Below are 17,726 nucleotides of genomic sequence, written 5' to 3'. Positions count from 1 at the left end.
AATCACCTCACAATATTGTCTTTTAACAGACCAACCTCTTTATGCTCCAATCCGGTCATTCCACCACCTACCGGATCGTAATATGCCACCGGCGCTCCGGCAACATACCGCTCCGGCTGGTTTGCGTGTCCCAGCGATCCTCCCCGGATCACCAGCAGCTCATCCCCTGCCCGGATATCCACCGTTAGGTCACAGGCCAGTTTCTCCACCGACCGTTCCCTGGCTGCATTATCGGTCATTGCAGGACCGTCTTTTTTCGGACTGTATACCCGGCAGGAAACAGGAAGTTGATTTACCTTCTGCCTCTCCTGTCGGGTCATATTCCCGTCTTTCCGGGACAAAACTCTGTAAATATCAACGGTGTCTGTGTACCATCCGGCAAAAATAGGATTATCAAACAGCATACATACCTCCCATTCCCACCATTCGGGCCATCGTCACCAGCTGCGAACCATACTGTGTAGCATTCCAGCTCCCCCACTTTTCGGTCCCAGCTGTCACAGCGCTGTTATCATAGCTAACCGAGGTGTCTCCCATAGCGACCGTCTTGACCACGCCTTTCTGCTCGGCATTGCCTGCTGCCTGTCCAGCGTTTTGAGATGCCGGGGCATAGGTCTTAAGATACATAGCCGAAAAATGTGCCACATAAAGCCCTGCCGCATACCTCCACATACTTCCCCAGCGGGACGGCAGTACGCTGTCATTCGCCTGTTCCACAAATACCTGCAGCACAGATTCCGGCACCAGACATTTGCGCTGCGTCTCTTCGTTTCCGATTGTCTTATGCTCCAGGCAGAATTGCGGGAAATCCTCCAGGAAAGCAGACATGGTATAGGATCCCTGCTCTCCTGGCTGCGGAACATTTGCCGCTGTGATTTTCGCATTATAAAACGCATCATAGATTGGCCCCATACCATCGCCTCCTTATTTCTTTGAGTTTCTCTTTCCGGTAGCCTTTTCATCTTCTGCAAGATCTTCTTTTGCATCCGGGCGGATATCTGCTGTATCTGCCTTATCCGCAGCAGCCTCATCCGCAGCCTCTAACTGTTTATCCTTACTTCCCTGAGGCGTTGCAATCATACCGGACTGAACTGCAGCCTGGATGAGCCAGTGATCAGCCACATCCGAGGGAATCTCTCCGATATAATCTTTGGGAATCACATATGGATCATTGTTTTCCCGAGGAATAAGGAACCTGTTTTTTGACATGATAAACATCCTTCACTACCTCCCTTAAATTCCATCTACATACAGCATGGTCTGATCGTAAAATACCTCTGTTTCAGACACGTTTGCCGCGTACGCTGTGTCATAGCAGAAATGTTCTGTGTTTGACCCTGTCATGGCACGGGTCAGCGGTGCAAGCTCATCCATGGCAAGATAGCGCTCCTTATTGCAGTACACTGCCATTCGGTCCTTTTTTCCGGCTCCTGCTCCCTTACACCAGGAGGTTGCGCCGATGAAGAGATCTACACCATTCTGTTTTGCCACGTTGTTTTCCAGCAGGAATGTAAGGATTGTCTTTTCGGCCAGATCACTTACCCTTGTAACTGCCAGATAGTTAAACTGCTCATACGGCATAATGATATGGTTGGGGATTGCGTCCCGGTCATATTCTGCCGCCTCCCAGGCTGCCAGAATCGCCGTATTGATATCATCCAGAATCTGGTCTGGCGTCTTGCTCCTAAAAGTTGTTCCACCAGACGTCCCAGTAGACGCCGCGCTGGTGATTGTCACATCAGCATTATTCAACAGACCTGTTGTGCCATAGCGTTTGAATCCTGCATATGTATTTTCCTCCATATGCTTATCGTATGTCAGGCGCAGGCCATCCCGGAGCAGGCTGTCCAGATTACGTCCTGTCATGTTTCCCCGCTGCATATCAATCCACATCACCCGGGTTCCCATTGCCACCATATGGGATTTGTACAGGCCTTTCTCGAAATTCGCCTGAATCATGGGGATACCGTTTGCTCCTCCGGCATGGTGCAGGTTATCGCCGGAGCCTCCGGCGGTGCCGTATCCCACCTGCATAGCACTCACAAATTCAGCCCAGCCGCCGCCTACCCTCATAGGAATATCTCTGGCATAAGTAACACTGGTAAGAGGGGTCCTTACCAACGTATCTCTTTTTTCCAGCTCTGATGTTAAAAATGCCTGTCCAGAAGCGATCCCGGCGGCATCCATTGTCATACGGGCTGCGTTTCCTCCGGTGGTAGCCCCACCAGCGCCACGCGCCACCTGCATACCTAAATCCATTGTACCTACGTTCTGAAATGCCATTTTACTCCTCCTTATGCGTTGATCATTGTTAAAATACTCAGTTCTGCCACACCGTTTGCATCGGCACTGCCTCTCCATTGAGCATTTGTCAATTCTACTGTATTCGTGGTGCCCTCCTCTGCCTCAAATCCCCCTACCTTGGCGTTGGGGTAACTTCCATTCGCTTTTGTCCGGATATATACCTTTCCCCCAAAAGCAGGGTTTCCTTTCTGACAAATCACATTGATGCGGCCACGCTTGAATACAGACACGGCCTCTCCCGGCTGGTATGCCCCTGTATTCTGACCCAGGTAATCCGTAGCGGATTTGATTTCCCTGGCCGCCACACCTGCAAACTTCGCCGCTGTGCCATCTGCTCCAAAGGGAACTACCGCTCCTGCCGTCCCGTAAATCAGAGCCTGTCCAAAAGCTACGGCTACATTCCCCTCCAGCGGATGGGAATCCACGATCATATCAGGCTGCCCAGAATAACTACCGGCATATCCGTGGGGCATTGTCTTTCCGATTGTCTGTCCTCTCATTACTGTGTACCTCCATTCTTGTGTGGGTTCATTTGGTCGTATGCACTCTGCAAAGCACTTAAATCCGTAGCCTGTTTATGATCTGCTGCGTTCTGTGCGTTATGCTGGGCCGCCTTCATGAGCTTTGCGATATCTCCATCGGCTCCCGATCCTGTCACACAGGCAATCAGTGCATCAGATACTGCCTTACGTTCTTTCTCGTCTTTGATAGCGGCTACGGCGGGCCTTGCAGCCTTTAAAAGAGCAGCAGCCAGAGCTTTATCCACGGCCGGCGCCTTTTTATCTTCTCCTCCTGCCGGTATACCTTTGCCTCTTTCTTTTCCTCGCCTTCTTCATCTTCTCCCTCCAGCTCCTTGATAGCCACATCCATGGGATCATCTTCCGGCTTTTCCTTTGCCGCTTCGTCGAACAGACTTAACAGCTTATCCACCTTCTGATCCAGGGCAGTTAAGAAAGCGGCATCCTGTACCGTCTGAGCGGTGCCAGTATTCCCATCTTTTTCTGGTTCTCCTCCATCTCCCGTGCCAGTATCCTCTTCCCCGAATGCATCTGCCGCATCCATAGCCAGCTGCTCAATCTCTTCCGGGCTTTTATCCTTTACGGCCTGTCCGAAGATCTTAAAAAATAACCCTTTCTTTTTCATAGCTTTCCTTTCCGGCCGTTTGGCCTGATCTTTTTTAACTGTATTTGAATCTAAAATCGCGGCCCGTTTCCCGGCTCTTCCCCGGTTCACGACCGCAATGTGATTCCCTCGTATATTCTTTTGGCTGAATGCCCCGGATCCATCTGAAACATATTCGCACTCATAACCACAACTGATCTCCCGTTTTCCCCGTTGGATCGCGTCAATCAGTCCTCGGTCATGAATATGCAGATCCGCAATTACATAACCCTCCCATTCATCGGTTCCTTTTCGTATGTTCTGGGCATGGCCCTTTTCATACATACTTGCCGTGTCCGGGGTAAGAAGTTCCGGTGGATGGTCATCTGTAGTCGGTTTCCCTTCAAAACTTGCAAGGGCTGCATCAGAAAACACTTCCTCCGGATACCGATGGACAACAACTATTTTTTCCGCATCAGCCCCCGAAAGCCCCAGTTCACGCCCCAGATATTCCTGATCACCAGTGCGGGCAATCGGGACATTTCTGCAAATCAAAAAGCCCTCGCCAGTTTCAATCTGGTTCGGACTTACGGTGTATCCATAATATGCAAGCATCTTTCTGTTTCCTTTCCGCATTTAGTACATCTCTGCACATATCCGCCATAAGGGCCTTGATGGCGGCACCAGTGCTTTCGATACCGATGTTCACAACCAGGCTTTGCCCAGAAAAACAACCGTTTCAGCCAATTTCTCCATTTGCTCAGTGTTCTTATTGCTGCTCCTTCCTGTTGCGACGTCGCACAACCTTAAGAATGGTACAAAAAATACCACCAGTACAAAACCAGTGGTATTACAAGATTTCTTTGATATCTTCTTCCGCCAGCAGTTCTCCGCTGCCGTCTCCGTATTTTATCCGAGCAACCATAACATCTGTGTCATCGGTGTCTGATTTGTTGGCGTATGTAAGCATCTCGAACCTACATTCAATCCGTCTTCCATCTGTTAGTAACAGCGTTAATTTCTCTCCCCGCTCACCTTTTTCGAATATTTTCTTTAAATTCGGCGAAATCTTTGCCCGACACATGATCAAACCTCCTTTACCGGATGCAGGTGTACCCCCTTACCTGAATACCGAATAGCAAAACGCTTTGTTTCTTCGTATCTGCCTTTTCCAAGATTAAAATATTTTCCGATAGGCTCCTTCGCACTGATAAATTCAATCGGGTACTGCTGATTCTTGCGAAAATCAAATTCCCCAGTCCCGGAATATTCATCCATCAGCTTCTGGATATCCATATTTTTGTAAAACATATCCGGGGCCGTACCTTTCGTTTCCAGATCAGAACGTACCCGCTGTTTCCACTTCTTCGTTCCCTGAATGTGCTCCTGCTGCTTCACGTTTCTTACAGCTGTGATGATTTCTCCATTCCTTAATTTCTCTTTGAAATTACGGGACTTTTCATGATTTGAAACTCTTTTCCTGAGCGCTTCAAACCTTTCACCTTTAGTATACTTCATTTCCCTGAATTTTTCAAAGTCTTTCGGCACTTCATTTCCCAATACTGCCCGGTACTCCCTATGCTGCCTCTTATCCTGCAGGAGCCTCTGCCGATTCCGCTCCTTCTCACGATATGCTTTAATCTGTTTCTTTGTGCGAGGATCCCGATTGATAGGATTCTTTTCAGGGTCAGAGAAATCCTTATCCTTCTGGATCTGCCTCTCTGTTTTTCCTATGGTCGTATACTTAATAAATGAATGGAGGCAATTTGGATGGATATTCAAGTAGGTATTGGTCAGATCGTCCGATCCATCTGGATCCACCTTCCCGAAAGCCAGAGACAAGGGCGGGTAATCTGGATTTGTCCCGCTTTTACTGTACACCCGTCCCTCAAGCGCTGCGCATACCTTACAGGTACTGCCAACTTTTGCGATCTGCCACAGGTCATAGTCATCCGCTGTGAGGAGGGCTGCCACCTCTGCCTGATGGGCAGTTGTGCGGACAGCCATATTCCCATAACTCTGCAAGGACCATTTGCGCCCTGCCTTGTCCACAAAAGCGGTAATTCCCTTGTTTTGCATCTCCTGTACCATAGCCTGACTGCTGTTAATCCATGGGGCGCCTGCTGCCTCCTGGCGTAAAACCTGCTTAAGCGCTGTTTCCCGGAAGGGATCAGCCTCCAGTCTTGCAATTGTGTAGACTGTCTGCACGCTTTTATAAACGGTTTCCGACACCTCCGCGATCTCTCCAAGCAGATTATCGGTCAACTGCTGTATAATGGCAATCTGAGGCGCTGAGAATGTCTCAGTCATCCTTCGTGCATTAGCGTAGCCGGAAGCATCCTTATCCGAATGGTAGAATATCTTTTCGATCATTGTAGGCACATATGCCCAGGATTCATCTACCATGTTCTGGAGAATCCTCTGAACCCGTTCCAGAGCGGCTACCTCTGCATAATCCACATGGCCCGCCCCACGCTTACGGTTGATCGCATTTATGATCTCCCTCTCTGTCCGCAAAAACAGCATACGCATAAAGGCTGTCACATCTGCCCGATCCGGTGGAAGGATCTTCATCTGCGTTGTCATTCAAGCTCCTCCTCACTCCTGTCATCCGGTTCCCGCGGCAGTTCCAACCCCATTATCGGATCCTGCATGGCCTTGGAACTGCTGTAAGTCTGGCCTCTGCCCGCCTCAATGCTTTCATCCGTGATTTTGCCAAACATTCCGGTTTCCTCGGTCAGCATCTGGAGTTCCTGCTGCGCCGTGGCAGCGTCGATCAGGTCATTCTGGTACACTGCCAGGACTGCATTTGTCTTGCGTTCGGCGATCTCTGCCGTTTCTCTGGCATCTGGGGTCTGCATCGGCGGGAAGTCAATCTCCAGATCATCTGGTATCTGCCCCCAGGCTGACACCGCCATGATAGGCAGCAGCCTTTCTATGATCGCCCGGAAATCAGTTTCCCTCAATCCATCTATATAGTCGTAATAATTACGCATATCGGATTCGCCGGTAGAGTTCATTCCTGCCGGTGATCGCCCAAACAGTTTCGTCACTGGCGTTCTGGCTGCTCCTGCTACATCCATCATCACTCTATCATACACATCTGCCAGGCCTGTAAACGTATACTGTACATTGTGCATGGCGTCACCCTTATTGATAATACGGGTGCCGAAGTTGCTTTCCAGGATTGCCTGTGCCTGCATCAAATTCCAAAACCGGCGCTGCATCTCTGTATTTGCAGTCCCAAGAAGCTGATCCAGGCCGTCCGCCTCCAGATAATTGATATTGGCACGGATTGTCACGCTTGACAATCTCATTGTATATCGCTTCCAGCTCCGATTCTCCCCAATACTGCTCTGCCACCTGCTCCAGCCACGGAAGCTCCCGGCCGATAAAACGGACAACTCTGCTGTGATGCACACGCACAACAGTTTGCCCGGTAATCTCATCCCGAATAATATAATAATCAGGCAGACCAAAATCAGGATCTGACGGATCTGATACCACATCGCTTTCTGGATACACACCACTCCATCGATCCAGAATCTGTAGTTCCAGGAAACTCCCAGGCATCACACTGTCCAGATCCAGGGGCAAGGACATATCATTTTGTCCCCTGATAAGAATTACTCCAACCGCACCGCCGTACAGCCTTCCCCAGCACAGCCCTGTCAGCAATTTCTTTCGTAGCTGAGTGGTCCGTTCCAGCCTGGCCATCTGGTCTATATATTCTGGGGCAATTCTGGACTTGATCTCATACCATTTGCGAACCATATCATTAGGGATAGTAGATACAATATTCTGAACAATCCAGTTGTCCCGGTACAAGCTGGTCAGGAGCTGGTAATTCTAGGTCATACGTGTCAAGGGGTATTCTGTTGCCTGCAAAAGATCCATGGTACCGAAACCAATCCGGGCGGCAGGATTAGAAAAGGCATCCATCGTTGCGGTGGGTGCCTGTGTTGTATCTGCCCGCGTGCGGCGGGTGTTCCTGTTTTTAGACATAATTAAGTTTCCTTCCTCTCTGCTTCATATCCTACTTCCATCCACACCCGCGCGTCATTGCTCACAACCGTAGTCGGGATGTACGTCCGAAGGGCCTTGTAGGCGGCGATCTCTTCCGGGGTGAGGCCGCGTTCGATGGGGGCGGCAAGCTGCCCCAGTATAACCACAGGATCTTTTAATGCATTAAGCTTTGCATTAAGTTCGTCCGCTGTCATGGATACATCCGATGGTGGAGATATATAAAACGCAGTACCACTTACCGCGAACACATATCTATTATCCCCTTTACTTACGCCATAATTTGTCCACGCTGCAATAGTACATAGTGCGGTTTTCCCTCCATTTGCATATGCATTGGACACACGGTTATTTTGGATAAATCTTCCTGGTACGTCTGAAGTATCCACCAACTTCCAGCCGCCGCTTATGCTTTCGGCTGCTACCCGCTGCACATACTTCCCTCGCCCAAGATCGATCTCATCGCATACCCACTGCTGGCCCTTGGCATCTGTATAGTTGCCGCCGGATGATACCGGGATCCCTGGAAGGCCGTTTGGAGTGGACAGCGTAAGGGACTGGGAGCGATCTGCACCGTCAGATACTGCCACGCCGAGGTTTCCGCTCTCCCCCGCCGTCTCCATCTCCTGCGGAGTTTCCGGGCTTGGCGTTCCCTTCTGATCCGTCCGCCCAAACACCCGCAGCCCCTTAAACGCCCGGCCCTCGGCGGCGTCCTTGATGGTGATGTCCGTGCCGGTGACAACAGCGTCAATCAGCTTAGGACCTCGATGCATACGGTACAGACGACCGGGATCCAATCCGATATATCCCATACCAATGATCATATCTTTTCCTAATCTATCCATACTCACCACTTAATCCTTTGAATTTCAACGCTGTTTTCCTCTGCCGCTGTTGAATACACATACAACGTGTTGAATGTCATCCCCGTCCCCGATGCCAAAACATTAACCGTAACAAGCTGTGCGGCATTTGGCAGAATTCTGATCGTTCCCTTTGCCCCCGGGGATACGTCGGATGATGCAGAAACATATATATCATTTTGTCCGAAATTTTTTACTAATACCTCTTTTGTAATCCCTTCCAAAAGAACCGTAACTTTATTTCCTTCCAGCGTAGATATTGTTCTTACGTCAAAGATCATTTTCTCCCTCCATCTGCTCTTTCAATACCCATTTCAGTCTATTCACTATATCTGAAACGGAAATACTACTCTCTGTTTCAAAGTTCACTCTAATATTCGGCGATAATGTCATAGATACCTGTCCCGCATTGCCAGGAGCAGGCCGAAGGATCTCCAACACTTCACTGTCCCCGCATCGGGAATATGTGATCTGTTCATATCCGTACGGAATATCATTCTTTTCTTCTTTGCTCATGACGCTATCCTCCATTTTGGTAGTTTTGTCTTGCAGTAGTACCGGAGAGCATCCGGCCCATGATCCTGCTGTTTTACCGGTTTCTCCTCACCACGTTCGGCAGCCTTATCGTCCCACACATAGGACTGCATTTCCGCAATTAGTCCATTACACCTGCGATTGATCCGGATATTCCTCTTAGCCAGAAGAGTGGATACAATGCGAATCCCATCTATTACCTCATTGTCTGCCGGTTTCACATAATAGCCACGCCCCTGCAGTTCGGTTATAAAGGAGGCAGCAGAGGGGTCTACAATGATCTCACACTGTTCCTCTGGCCTATTTCCCATGAACTCTGCCATATCATCCGCATACTGGGAATCTGTTCTCTGAGGATTGGGGCTGCGTCTGGCTTCTTCCGATCGGCTGTCCCACCGATATTCTCGATCAACCCATAGCGTCTGCCCATCGTCCCAGATATCCAGAAATACACAGGGATTCGTAGTACCGTAATCCACTGCTATGCTCCGAATCGCTGTGCTTTTCAAGCCCATCGGGCGCTGATCATCTGTATACAGATCGTCATCTGTGAACATGGTATAGGTCAGGCCCTCAGCGGCTTTCCACAGCCCCTTGATATAGCGTAGATAGAATACACCGGCATACATACCGCGGTACCGGGCCTTAATCTCTTCTGATAAACTCAGGTTATCATCCATGGTGAAATGCAGATACAGAAGTTTTTTCTTCCGGCACTTATCGATCCAGTTAAGCTTAAACCAATGCATCGGCCCTGCTGGATTGCAGTTAAACCAAAATTTCCGGCCCTCCACAGAACACCGGCCAGTAGCCTGATTGACAAAGGATTCCGGCATCAGTGCAACCTCATCAAAAAAGGTGCCCGCTGCCGTAATGCCCTGCACCAGATCCTGAGAGCCTTCGTCTTTTCCACCAAAAATGAAAAATAATTTGTCTTCCCTTTTCTTGTGACCTCCAGCATATTGGGAAGATCTCCAGAAATGTGATAATCCCAGCGGTATCCTCTGCTGGTAAGCATCAGCTTAAGATTCTGCAGCACGTTACGCTTGAAAGAACTGATCGTCTTTCCAGCCATAATAAAGTTCTTGCCGTCATGACGTTCCATGGCCCACATCACATAGGACAATGACATACTGACTGTCTTTCCTGATCGGATCGCACCGTCTGCGATGATCCCATCCTTATCCTTCACGGGACTGGAATCTACCCACCAGGTAAAAACCTGACGCTGTTTCCGAGAGAACTTTTGAAACTTAAATATCGGTCGTTTCTTCTTTATTGTTCAAATCCTCCGTTTCTTCTTTATCTGCAGAATCAGACCAGTCATCCTCCGTAGCATCATTAAATGCATCAATAAATCCATCATCTTCTGGCTCTTCTTCGTCCTCCTGACCTGCCTTTGCTTTGGCCGCTGCCGTCCTGATCTTCTGTTCCTCTAAATCCTCTTCTGACTTGGTAGTCTGACCCAGGGTATCGCGGATAGCAATGTACGCTTTCACATTACCAGACAGTGCCTCCCGTATCATAGCTGCATTAACAGCTGATTCCAGCGTACTGTCAAGTCCCAACGCATTCAGGACCGGAGTCCATTCTGGGCTATCTATTTCAGCCGTAAGGAGAGCGTTTAGTGTTTTCCGAAAGTCTGCTTTTCTGCGGCGGGCCGCACCAGATGCTTTGCCTCCTTTTCTTCCGTTTTTCACGGCTTCCTCACGGCTTTGATTACTTGTAAAAGGCACTAAGTTTTCATTGTTTGCCATCACCTCACCTTCCTATCTGGCTAAATTTTTGCAATCAAAAAGAGGCAGCCTGGGCTACCTCTCATTCGTTTCGTTTTTTGGGTATGGAAAAAGAGCCACATGGTGACGGCTCGATTCTGTGTCACATGATATAGTCACTTATTCGTGTCTAGTTTTAGCACTTCAGCATTTTTATACAACATATCCAATTCTTCACTCCACAATTTTAATTTAATTAAAATATTTTTTGTTTCGATGAAATCTTCATCAGTCATAATAATTGTTGCCATAAACGCACTATACTCTGCATCGGACTGAGCCATTAACAAAATATCGCGAATTCCATTTAATATCTTCGTTTTATTATATTGTTTTCCATCAGTTCTTTTAGAAAGAGCAATTGCCTTCTCGTGTATGTCTTCAAGTTTCTTACACATTGTGTCTGCAATTTCAATTCTAGGGGTCACTAGTCTTGATCGATTATTCAAGTCTAATAGATCCACAGTCCTTCTTCCTTTACTGTCAAGATCATTATTTTTACTTCTAATCATATATTGTTTTAGATACAAATATTCTCTTGGATCATCAACAGATGGGTTGATAATTTCACCATCTTTTATAATATCATGCGTTCCCTTGTTCGAATTGCACTGCCTACATGATGGTAATAAATTATCCCAAGATACAACCTCGTCAGGATATCCATCTTTATAAAGAAAATGTTCCACTTGCATTTCTCTGCTCTGCGTTCCTAGCTTTACTTCACAATAGCAGCACTTTTCATGCGACATTTTCTTCAAAGTATCCACAATATACTTTTTTCTCCAAACTGGATTTCCGTTCTCTTTAAATTCCTTAACCAACTGATTTTCAACTTCCGGAGTTAGTTCAATGGGTTTATCTGGGCGTATTAACTTAATCATAACTTCTACTCCTCCATACCTGCCATTTGGATTTGTAAAAGTCTTCTCAGTGTACTATTAGGATGAAGCATTTTATCTAAAATAGCATAATTTTTCTTAATTTCTGGGATATTCTCATCCATCATTGCCTTGTCAAATGCCTTAATTGTACTAGCATACACATCCGAAGTTGTACTAGGCATTCCCATAACATCTTTAAGAATTTCTTCCAATGTCCAGCCTTGTAGTCCATATTCGCCTAATTTCAGCTCTTTAAGTTTTGTATTTCCATTCTCATCTAAAGCAATAGCAATAATTTCGTCTTTCTCTATGCACTGAAGTATACTCGGACTATGAGTTGTTACTATAATTTGAGCAGACTCAAATATACTTTTTAATGTCTTCAACAGTTTTGCCTGCCATAGAGGATGCAAATGCATATCTACTTCATCAATTAGTATAATACCTTCAAAATCACTATGAGAAAGATCTTTGAATCTATATTCTATCTCTTTCAAAATCCCTAAAATAATGTATATACATGTTTTGTATCCTGAAGATAAATATTCAAAAAACACTGTTCCTTTTGTCGTTTCCAGCATTATATCATTGGTATGTGGATCAATATAATCAAATCTCGTAGTTCCATCTAGAATCCCAAATGCCTTCTGAGCTTCCTCTAAATTCTTTTTCATTGCATTTGTAAATCCCTTTTCTTGTTTAGAAAATAGACATCGATTTACAAACCATCCCTTGATCTCTTTTGAAGAAATACCAAGTGAAGCTTGATTTCCTATCTGATAATCTGCGTACTGCATATCGCTTGGTATAGCAGACAGTCCAGAATATTTAATTTCTCGGTTAGCTTGAAAATTCATTACAAATTTTGCATCTTTCAAATGCGTAACCGATTCTTTTTTCTCATGCGGAAAAAAATCTACCACCTTTCTATTTTCAGTGAATTCAGAAAATCTAGCAATATATTTCCCTTCTTGCACTTCTGCATTTCTTTTTATAATTTTCTCATTGTAAACAAAAGCATCAGCAATAATGTTTAAAATTGTTGTTTTTCCAACGCCATTCTCACCGCAAATTACATTCAATCTTGGATTAAATGTAAGTGATAATTGTTTTATTCCACCTATACCACTTATGTCCAATTTCTCGATTTTCATTTTTTGTCCTCCACCCAAAATCAACATAGTTGATATCATAGTATCACCTTTTTACCTCTCATTCAACTTAAAATCTTAACAGCACAAAAAGACACCCTATCTCTAGGATGTCTCTTGCACCTGGAACGTCTGGGTGGAGATCCCTAAACCAGGCTAACGGATCCTACAGGAATCGAACCTGTGACACGGTGGTTAACAGCCACCTGCTCTGCCAGCTGAGCTAAGGATCCAATAAAATGTGGGGCGGCCCAGCTGTTACGCCGGGCCATGTACTCAATGAAGAGGTATTGGTCGAAAGCCGTCGGCTGTATGCCTTTGGCTTCGGATTTTATTATAAAACGATATTTCCGATATAAACGATGTTTTTACTTAATTCCACAACTTTTTAAGTATTTATCCCGAATATATAGTCTCGGATAGTCTGGGTTATCCCGATACCCCAGTCTTTTTGCAACCTCTTTCCATGGCAGCCCATCCAGATAGAAATATTCAAATACTTTCCTGGTAGCCGTATCCTCGATTGCCTCAACCCACTTTCTAATTTCTTCTGCTTCTGCCTCTTTCTGATCCAGAAGCTGGCGCTTTCTTCTATATCGTTCACCATCAAAGCCCACCACTGCCTGCGGACGTTCAAAGCCCTTACTATAGTCTTTTATGACGCTGCTCCCCAGCCCTGCATCTGTTGTATTCATTTCATTCAGTTCCCACCTCAGGATCGCAATTTCCTGCATCAGTCTCTTGTAGCTTTCCAAGCGCTTTATTGTCATTTCCAACGGTATCACCTCCTGTATTTCTCATCCGGGCATAATGACGTATACGCATAGGCCGGCATCCGGGCTGACCACTCATCCAGTTTCGGCCCCCCGGATCGCCTCTGCGTCACTGGCCGCTACTGCCCGCTCTCTCCGCAGCCGGTTCGCCTTCCTTTGGGCCTCCGTTTTTACAATCCCCATTATGTATCCCTTCTTTCTGGCCCCGCAGCAGGGCTATGGCGTATTCCAGGTATGGATTTTTCTTCTGCCACATTGTTTCCTCCTGGGCTATATGTCAGTTTAGTGTTTTAAACTTTCTTCATAATCCTCAATAACTTTGAAAAAATCACTTGCCTTTATTTCCTCAAATCCGTCGGGGTTTTCAAAATTACAGTCTGCTCTAAAGCTTGCATATAAAGCATCGCCTACCATAAACAGCCTACTGCTTGTCCGACCGAAAATTCTGAATTCAAATGCCAAATTAGGTTTGCTTGGTGATTTCAATCCGAACACCTGACATTTATTAACCCAGGCTTTTGCAGGCGGAGAATTTTTCTTGAATAATCCAGGGGTATCCTTCTTAAAATACTTTCCAAACTTATCCACATCACCTTCCGTTGGGCAAATGTACAAGCGCTGTGCCGATTGATAATACTCATGCGTTTCAAATCCCTGTTCTTTTGCAAATTCCACGAACGCAGTATTTACCTTTTCCGACATGACCTTGTAATCCATATACTCTTTATAGATTGGATTACCAGGCATAACTATGTAATACTTTTCCATTGTTTTTACTCCTCCTTTAAATCTCAATTTTCTTCATTCAGCCAGTCACGTATAAAATCCCGGCCAGCATCATGCGTACACGTTCCAAGGCAGCCATTCCCAAAATCAGGACATCTTTCCGCACAATCGAATGGAATTTCATGAAATAATTCCGTCAGTTCTTCTTCGCTCATGCTTTTTATGCGATCTATGTTTTTCATCTTCTCCTCCAAAGGCTAATATAACTGTGTCAGCATTCACATTGTTTTTCCACCTTTTTCCATGACCAATCAACTTGTTGCATAATCAATTCTCTCATGCATTCTTCAATTTCTTCCTCTGTCGTATTATCATCGAATTCTTCTTCAAATTCCATGTTGGTTCCTGCAAATCCATAATTTGCGAAAGCCTTTACTTTTATCATATTTAATCCTCTCCAAATCTCAATTTTCCTGAAACTCCAGGTATTTCTTTTCCAAGCAAATGCAGCCTTCAGGTTCATAATCTCCTTTTTCCCATTCTGCCTCAAATAACTCCCTAGCACCAATATATCTACCAATCATACTGTCCTGTTCCATCATGTAAAACAGTTCCCTATCCTTTTCCCGATCAGTTAAACCTAAAAAGACATATTTTCCATCCTTGGCCGCACTCTCCATTACCAGTGCAGTTTCTCCATCCATATACTCGGAAATGGATTTCCAGAGTTCATAATCCTTATCCTGCGGGTCATATTCATCAAACATCCCTGCTGTTTTGAGAATTACTTCTTTCATTCTGCTTATCGCCTCCCAAACCTTAATTATGCTGGTACGGACACGGAGACCCCAAATAGCACCTGTCCACCCATTCCTCTGCCTCGCTGTTCTCCAACGCCTTAATAGCCATCTCATACGCCTGGATCTGTTTCTCTGCGTCTGCGCGGAATGCCAGTTTCTCATATATGTTATCCCTAGCAATTCCCGCGCGTACCATGCGTTCCCAGCCGCCATCTGTGATCTGGTTTTTGTATGTGCTGATATGCTCCTGCAATATCTGGATCGCTTCTCTTTTCTCCATCTTCAACCTCCAAAATCTCAACTCTGTTCTATACATGATATCAACACATATACTATCCTGAGGTGATATCATGGATTCTTGTGAACTTACAGTAACGATTTCTGCTCTGGCCTGCTGTATTGCCGATGACAGGTCTCCAGAAGAGATCGCCCTGATCAGTTCCATTTTTGTACAGATCGGTGACTCTCTGGCCACTATGGCTGCACATCAGGCCCTCTGTGCTCCCAAGGATACCAAGTAATTCCTTGGGAGAAACTCACTCCTCTGGCCGGTATGGCTCCGGCAGCGGCATCCAGGCAGTCACTGTGTCATACACATTTGCCAGATTCCTTTTCTCTTTTTCCACTAGATCACAGTATACCCATTCGTTATAATCATCGGAGTACTGCCAGATCCCTTCGCCTATATATTCTGCCTTATACACACCATAGCTCTCTGGGTGGTATGTCTTTTTCTCTTCTGGAAGCCAGTCAGCGTCATAATCGCTGATCCATTTAGAATGTTTTACAGTCGCCCAGACTGGTTCTCCTAGCTTCGGCAGCCTCTCCTCCACCGGGATCCAGCGGTGCCTATTCTGTTCTTCTAAGGCACTTATTGCTTTCTCGATAGCATAGTCCTCTGGATCAGGATATACATACCGATGTCCATATGCCCATATAGGAGTTCCAACCATATCTGCATAATCTTGCAACGGATTCTGCATTCCTCTTAACAGTTCTATTGTTTCTTTGATATCAGCATCCATATTTCTGGTATTTGCATCTGGAACATTAGTCAAGTGGTTTTGAATGATTTCTTTTCCCGTTCCATTCTCGCCTTCCTCCTTCCACTCAAGTGCCTCACCGCATATCTGGCAGTATTTCTGCCCCGGCTCAATCCTCTCATTCTCACATACTGGGCACATAAATCTTTCTTTTCCCTGCATCAAAATCTTAGCCATGGCTATTCTCCTTCCTCTCACTCTTCAAAACGCCATCATCATTCTGGTGTCTATATTGATCCTTCGGCAGCCTCTGGATCTTAAACCTTAATTTATCGTATCAAACATACTGATCTGATCAGCTGGCTCCCAGGCCAGCATTTCAGTCTTTGCCCTTCGATAAAAAGTACGGTCAATCTCAAAACCATATGCACTTCGCCCTAACTCATACGCCGCGCGTAATGTACTTCCACTTCCTGCACAGGGGTCAATCACAACATCTCCCGGATCTGTAAAGACTTCTATCAGATTTTTCAACACCTTTACCGGCTTTTGTGCCGGGTGGATTTTCGGAATGTCTTTCCCATCCCTCTCCCAGCGGAACCAGTTAAACACCATATGCCCTGTTCCAGGAATCGTCTTTCCGTTCTCGTCCGTCCTCACGCCGTTTCTGAATTTTGGCAGCCGGTCTCGGTACAGCACAAGGGCATATTCTGTCGCTCCTACGATCCGCATATTTGCTTTTAACACCTGCGGGCTGTAATTCTTACAAAAAACCAATGGTATGTAATTTACAAAACCATGTTTTTCTGCTGCCTTAATCAATGTCTGGATCTGCTCAAAACTGCAAAATACGATCATGCATGGGCTATCACTGCTGCGGCCACGCTGCACCGGTTTCACATCATCTTTTTTTAACATCTTTGAGCAAAAGTGGAAATACTCAAAAAGATTGAAATTGAAGTCCGAGTTAAATGCCGCCTTACCCGCCAGTTTGCTTTCCCCGTTCCTGTTATCCCCTCCTTTGTACCACATTGGATTCGATCCATAAAAGTTATTTCCTACGTTATACGGTACATCCGCAATAATCAGCTGCGCTGGAGGGATTGCATATTTTTTGTAATTCTGCATATTGTCTCTGTATATCTCACATTTTACTTTTTTTGTGTATTTCATTTTTCCAGAAAGAGCCGGGATATCCCATTACGGTGGCCACCGCTCCGGTCTCCTTTCTCAAAACTTAATTTTCTCAAATGAATCCATCTGCAAAGAAATCCATCTGCCCAGGCAGATCTACGCCGTCTGGTACGTTTTCCCATTCAACTCCAATGTAATCCAGCACCCGGCCCCAACCAAACTTTTCGCCAGTCTCCGGATCCGTACAGCAGCGGTACATCCAGAACTCCCATTCCTTAGGATTTCTTACACGCAACTGGTCAAACCTGTGGGGCCTCTTCTCCATATGGACTCCAAATCCGCACATACTGCATCCAGTTCTCTGTGCCCCTGTGGTGTATAGGGTTCCATCCACTTTTCTGACAATCTCCCCGTAAATCTCCGGTACTGGAGCATTCAGATCAAGAGCCAGCTGCAACAAATCCTGCCGCAGGAACGGGGCAAATGGCGCAGATCGGATTACTCCCTTGCCAAAATAGTTGCAGCCGTGTTCTGTAAGTGCCTCTTCTCTCTGGCCACCTTCCGATGCCATCAGTCCCAAAAATGGCCGGCTGCTATGTTTCTTTGCCCACTTCTCACACGGTTGTTCTTTCATGTACAGGCAACACTTATTCGATACCAAAAATGGGGCTATCT

At 46.1% G+C, this 17,726-nt stretch carries 28 protein-coding genes, 1 tRNA gene and 2 pseudogenes; 1 reads left to right on the top strand and 30 read right to left on the bottom strand.

The genetic code is table 11. The features are described from left to right. Window positions 1-2: 2 nt before the first annotated feature. The 27 genes and pseudogenes from HW447_RS16920 to HW447_RS16800 all read right to left on the bottom strand — a co-directional run bounded on the left by HW447_RS16920 (window position 3) and on the right by HW447_RS16800 (window position 15,214). Entirely contained in the window at window positions 3-404 is a 402-nt protein-coding gene (locus HW447_RS16920) for a hypothetical protein (protein WP_176256224.1), read from the bottom strand. Further along, the gene (locus HW447_RS16915) at window positions 394-912 is read right to left on the bottom strand and encodes a DUF4054 domain-containing protein (RefSeq protein WP_176256223.1); all 519 of its coding nucleotides are present in this window, start codon (window positions 910-912) and stop codon (window positions 394-396) included. The genes HW447_RS16920 and HW447_RS16915 overlap by 11 nt, the downstream gene beginning before the upstream one ends. 12 nt (window positions 913-924) lie before the next feature. Continuing rightward, window positions 925-1,209, bottom strand: coding sequence for a hypothetical protein (locus HW447_RS16910; RefSeq protein WP_176256222.1), 285 nt, complete (start codon window positions 1,207-1,209; stop codon window positions 925-927). A 24-nt stretch (window positions 1,210-1,233) separates the two neighbouring features. Continuing rightward, window positions 1,234-2,283 (bottom strand): DUF2184 domain-containing protein, encoded by a 1,050-nt coding sequence (locus HW447_RS16905; RefSeq protein ID WP_176256221.1) that lies wholly within the window; start codon window positions 2,281-2,283, stop codon window positions 1,234-1,236. Between the two features lie 11 nt (window positions 2,284-2,294). Further along, window positions 2,295-2,804: a structural cement protein Gp24 gene (locus tag HW447_RS16900; RefSeq protein WP_176256220.1), complete on the bottom strand. Its 510-nt coding sequence runs from the start codon at window positions 2,802-2,804 to the stop codon at window positions 2,295-2,297. Beyond that, window positions 2,804-3,070 (bottom strand): hypothetical protein, encoded by a 267-nt coding sequence (locus HW447_RS16895; RefSeq protein ID WP_176256219.1) that lies wholly within the window; start codon window positions 3,068-3,070, stop codon window positions 2,804-2,806. The genes HW447_RS16900 and HW447_RS16895 overlap by 1 nt, the downstream gene beginning before the upstream one ends. Then, window positions 3,040-4,020, bottom strand: coding sequence for a DUF2213 domain-containing protein (locus HW447_RS16890; RefSeq protein WP_176256218.1), 981 nt, complete (start codon window positions 4,018-4,020; stop codon window positions 3,040-3,042). The genes HW447_RS16895 and HW447_RS16890 overlap by 31 nt, the downstream gene beginning before the upstream one ends. A 235-nt stretch (window positions 4,021-4,255) precedes the next feature. Then, the gene (locus HW447_RS16885) at window positions 4,256-4,489 is read right to left on the bottom strand and encodes a hypothetical protein (protein WP_176256217.1); all 234 of its coding nucleotides are present in this window, start codon (window positions 4,487-4,489) and stop codon (window positions 4,256-4,258) included. Between the two features lie 2 nt (window positions 4,490-4,491). After that, entirely contained in the window at window positions 4,492-5,991 is a 1,500-nt protein-coding gene (locus tag HW447_RS16880) for a phage minor capsid protein (RefSeq protein WP_176256216.1), read from the bottom strand. Next, window positions 5,988-7,233, bottom strand: a pseudogene (locus HW447_RS16875) (phage portal protein). The gene HW447_RS16880 and the pseudogene HW447_RS16875 overlap by 4 nt, the downstream one beginning before the upstream one ends. A gap of 21 nt (window positions 7,234-7,254) precedes the next feature. Continuing rightward, on the bottom strand, window positions 7,255-7,410 hold the full coding sequence (locus tag HW447_RS18055; protein WP_243176332.1) for a hypothetical protein: 156 nt from the start codon (window positions 7,408-7,410) through the stop codon (window positions 7,255-7,257). A 2-nt stretch (window positions 7,411-7,412) separates the two neighbouring features. Then, window positions 7,413-8,273 carry a hypothetical protein gene (locus HW447_RS16870; protein WP_176256215.1) on the bottom strand — a complete coding sequence of 287 codons (861 nt, stop codon included), beginning with the start codon at window positions 8,271-8,273 and terminating at the stop codon, window positions 7,413-7,415. Window positions 8,274-8,275: 2 nt separating this feature from the next. Next, the gene (locus HW447_RS16865) at window positions 8,276-8,572 is read right to left on the bottom strand and encodes a hypothetical protein (RefSeq protein WP_176256214.1); all 297 of its coding nucleotides are present in this window, start codon (window positions 8,570-8,572) and stop codon (window positions 8,276-8,278) included. Further along, window positions 8,562-8,807 carry a hypothetical protein gene (locus HW447_RS16860; protein WP_176256213.1) on the bottom strand — a complete coding sequence of 82 codons (246 nt, stop codon included), beginning with the start codon at window positions 8,805-8,807 and terminating at the stop codon, window positions 8,562-8,564. The genes HW447_RS16865 and HW447_RS16860 overlap by 11 nt, the downstream gene beginning before the upstream one ends. Further along, window positions 8,804-9,709 (bottom strand): PBSX family phage terminase large subunit, encoded by a 906-nt coding sequence (locus tag HW447_RS16855; RefSeq protein ID WP_308464104.1) that lies wholly within the window; start codon window positions 9,707-9,709, stop codon window positions 8,804-8,806. The genes HW447_RS16860 and HW447_RS16855 overlap by 4 nt, the downstream gene beginning before the upstream one ends. Next, entirely contained in the window at window positions 9,661-10,017 is a 357-nt protein-coding gene (locus tag HW447_RS18210) for a hypothetical protein (RefSeq protein ID WP_308464103.1), read from the bottom strand. Before HW447_RS18210 ends, HW447_RS16855 begins: the two co-directional genes overlap by 49 nt. Before the next feature lie 61 nt (window positions 10,018-10,078). Further along, window positions 10,079-10,582, bottom strand: coding sequence for a hypothetical protein (locus HW447_RS16850; RefSeq protein WP_176256212.1), 504 nt, complete (start codon window positions 10,580-10,582; stop codon window positions 10,079-10,081). A 134-nt stretch (window positions 10,583-10,716) separates the two neighbouring features. Beyond that, window positions 10,717-11,484: an HNH endonuclease family protein gene (locus tag HW447_RS16845; RefSeq protein ID WP_176256211.1), complete on the bottom strand. Its 768-nt coding sequence runs from the start codon at window positions 11,482-11,484 to the stop codon at window positions 10,717-10,719. Between the two features lie 5 nt (window positions 11,485-11,489). Continuing rightward, on the bottom strand, window positions 11,490-12,638 hold the full coding sequence (locus HW447_RS16840; protein WP_176256210.1) for an AAA family ATPase: 1,149 nt from the start codon (window positions 12,636-12,638) through the stop codon (window positions 11,490-11,492). Between the two features lie 157 nt (window positions 12,639-12,795). Then, window positions 12,796-12,868, bottom strand: a tRNA-Asn gene (locus HW447_RS16835). A 135-nt stretch (window positions 12,869-13,003) separates the two neighbouring features. Next, window positions 13,004-13,411: a hypothetical protein gene (locus tag HW447_RS16830; RefSeq protein WP_176256209.1), complete on the bottom strand. Its 408-nt coding sequence runs from the start codon at window positions 13,409-13,411 to the stop codon at window positions 13,004-13,006. A gap of 106 nt (window positions 13,412-13,517) precedes the next feature. Then, window positions 13,518-13,664, bottom strand: coding sequence for a hypothetical protein (locus HW447_RS16825; protein ID WP_176256208.1), 147 nt, complete (start codon window positions 13,662-13,664; stop codon window positions 13,518-13,520). A gap of 26 nt (window positions 13,665-13,690) precedes the next feature. Next, window positions 13,691-14,176, bottom strand: coding sequence for a hypothetical protein (locus HW447_RS16820; protein WP_176256207.1), 486 nt, complete (start codon window positions 14,174-14,176; stop codon window positions 13,691-13,693). Window positions 14,177-14,199: 23 nt separating this feature from the next. Continuing rightward, the gene (locus HW447_RS16815) at window positions 14,200-14,376 is read right to left on the bottom strand and encodes a hypothetical protein (RefSeq protein WP_176253283.1); all 177 of its coding nucleotides are present in this window, start codon (window positions 14,374-14,376) and stop codon (window positions 14,200-14,202) included. Between the two features lie 29 nt (window positions 14,377-14,405). Further along, complete coding sequence (locus HW447_RS16810; RefSeq protein WP_176256206.1) at window positions 14,406-14,579, bottom strand: DUF7167 family protein; 174 nt, start codon at window positions 14,577-14,579, stop codon at window positions 14,406-14,408. 19 nt (window positions 14,580-14,598) lie between these two features. Next, window positions 14,599-14,931, bottom strand: coding sequence for a hypothetical protein (locus HW447_RS16805; RefSeq protein WP_176256205.1), 333 nt, complete (start codon window positions 14,929-14,931; stop codon window positions 14,599-14,601). A gap of 22 nt (window positions 14,932-14,953) precedes the next feature. Further along, window positions 14,954-15,214 carry a hypothetical protein gene (locus tag HW447_RS16800; RefSeq protein ID WP_176256204.1) on the bottom strand — a complete coding sequence of 87 codons (261 nt, stop codon included), beginning with the start codon at window positions 15,212-15,214 and terminating at the stop codon, window positions 14,954-14,956. A 70-nt stretch (window positions 15,215-15,284) separates the two neighbouring features. Here HW447_RS16800 and HW447_RS16795 point away from each other — a divergent pair, with 70 nt between their 5' ends. Beyond that, a complete protein-coding gene (locus tag HW447_RS16795) occupies window positions 15,285-15,455 on the top strand; it encodes a DUF6774 domain-containing protein (RefSeq protein WP_176256203.1) in 171 nt (56 codons plus the stop codon). A 15-nt stretch (window positions 15,456-15,470) separates the two neighbouring features. On the opposite strand, the gene HW447_RS16790 is transcribed toward HW447_RS16795, so the two are convergent. The 3 genes and pseudogenes from HW447_RS16790 to HW447_RS16780 form a co-directional block, all read right to left on the bottom strand. Further along, entirely contained in the window at window positions 15,471-16,175 is a 705-nt protein-coding gene (locus HW447_RS16790) for a DUF551 domain-containing protein (protein ID WP_176256202.1), read from the bottom strand. Between the two features lie 66 nt (window positions 16,176-16,241). Continuing rightward, the gene (locus HW447_RS16785; RefSeq protein WP_243176331.1) at window positions 16,242-17,045 is read right to left on the bottom strand and encodes a DNA-methyltransferase; all 804 of its coding nucleotides are present in this window, start codon (window positions 17,043-17,045) and stop codon (window positions 16,242-16,244) included. 118 nt (window positions 17,046-17,163) lie between these two features. Further along, window positions 17,164-17,726, bottom strand: a pseudogene (locus tag HW447_RS16780) (hypothetical protein); the annotation flags it as partial.

Source organism: Enterocloster alcoholdehydrogenati (assembly GCF_013282095.1).
GTDB lineage: Bacteria > Bacillota > Clostridia > Lachnospirales > Lachnospiraceae > Enterocloster > Enterocloster alcoholdehydrogenati.
The sequence above is the reverse complement of the archived record's forward strand: the minus strand, read 5'-3'. Positions and strand labels throughout refer to the sequence as shown.

Excerpts from the sequence above, each read along its gene's own strand:
- HW447_RS16920 (WP_176256224.1), bottom strand. The coding sequence starts at position 404 with ATGCTGTTTGATAATCCTATTTTTGCCGGATGGTACACAGACACCGTT.
- HW447_RS16915 (WP_176256223.1), bottom strand. The coding sequence starts at position 912 with ATGGGGCCAATCTATGATGCGTTTTATAATGCGAAAATCACAGCGGCA.
- HW447_RS16910 (WP_176256222.1), bottom strand. The coding sequence starts at position 1,209 with ATGTCAAAAAACAGGTTCCTTATTCCTCGGGAAAACAATGATCCATAT.
- HW447_RS16905 (WP_176256221.1), bottom strand. The coding sequence starts at position 2,283 with ATGGCATTTCAGAACGTAGGTACAATGGATTTAGGTATGCAGGTGGCG.
- HW447_RS16900 (WP_176256220.1), bottom strand. The coding sequence starts at position 2,804 with ATGAGAGGACAGACAATCGGAAAGACAATGCCCCACGGATATGCCGGT.
- HW447_RS16890 (WP_176256218.1), bottom strand. The coding sequence starts at position 4,020 with ATGCTTGCATATTATGGATACACCGTAAGTCCGAACCAGATTGAAACT.
- HW447_RS16885 (WP_176256217.1), bottom strand. The coding sequence starts at position 4,489 with ATGTGTCGGGCAAAGATTTCGCCGAATTTAAAGAAAATATTCGAAAAA.
- HW447_RS16880 (WP_176256216.1), bottom strand. The coding sequence starts at position 5,991 with ATGACAACGCAGATGAAGATCCTTCCACCGGATCGGGCAGATGTGACA.
- HW447_RS18055 (WP_243176332.1), bottom strand. The coding sequence starts at position 7,410 with ATGTCTAAAAACAGGAACACCCGCCGCACGCGGGCAGATACAACACAG.
- HW447_RS16870 (WP_176256215.1), bottom strand. The coding sequence starts at position 8,273 with ATGGATAGATTAGGAAAAGATATGATCATTGGTATGGGATATATCGGA.
- HW447_RS16865 (WP_176256214.1), bottom strand. The coding sequence starts at position 8,572 with ATGATCTTTGACGTAAGAACAATATCTACGCTGGAAGGAAATAAAGTT.
- HW447_RS16860 (WP_176256213.1), bottom strand. The coding sequence starts at position 8,807 with ATGAGCAAAGAAGAAAAGAATGATATTCCGTACGGATATGAACAGATC.
- HW447_RS16850 (WP_176256212.1), bottom strand. The coding sequence starts at position 10,582 with ATGGCAAACAATGAAAACTTAGTGCCTTTTACAAGTAATCAAAGCCGT.
- HW447_RS16845 (WP_176256211.1), bottom strand. The coding sequence starts at position 11,484 with ATGATTAAGTTAATACGCCCAGATAAACCCATTGAACTAACTCCGGAA.
- HW447_RS16840 (WP_176256210.1), bottom strand. The coding sequence starts at position 12,638 with ATGAAAATCGAGAAATTGGACATAAGTGGTATAGGTGGAATAAAACAA.
- HW447_RS16825 (WP_176256208.1), bottom strand. The coding sequence starts at position 13,664 with ATGTGGCAGAAGAAAAATCCATACCTGGAATACGCCATAGCCCTGCTG.
- HW447_RS16820 (WP_176256207.1), bottom strand. The coding sequence starts at position 14,176 with ATGGAAAAGTATTACATAGTTATGCCTGGTAATCCAATCTATAAAGAG.
- HW447_RS16815 (WP_176253283.1), bottom strand. The coding sequence starts at position 14,376 with ATGAAAAACATAGATCGCATAAAAAGCATGAGCGAAGAAGAACTGACG.
- HW447_RS16810 (WP_176256206.1), bottom strand. The coding sequence starts at position 14,579 with ATGATAAAAGTAAAGGCTTTCGCAAATTATGGATTTGCAGGAACCAAC.
- HW447_RS16805 (WP_176256205.1), bottom strand. The coding sequence starts at position 14,931 with ATGAAAGAAGTAATTCTCAAAACAGCAGGGATGTTTGATGAATATGAC.
- HW447_RS16800 (WP_176256204.1), bottom strand. The coding sequence starts at position 15,214 with ATGGAGAAAAGAGAAGCGATCCAGATATTGCAGGAGCATATCAGCACA.
- HW447_RS16795 (WP_176256203.1), top strand. The coding sequence starts at position 15,285 with ATGGATTCTTGTGAACTTACAGTAACGATTTCTGCTCTGGCCTGCTGT.
- HW447_RS16785 (WP_243176331.1), bottom strand. The coding sequence starts at position 17,045 with ATGCAGAATTACAAAAAATATGCAATCCCTCCAGCGCAGCTGATTATT.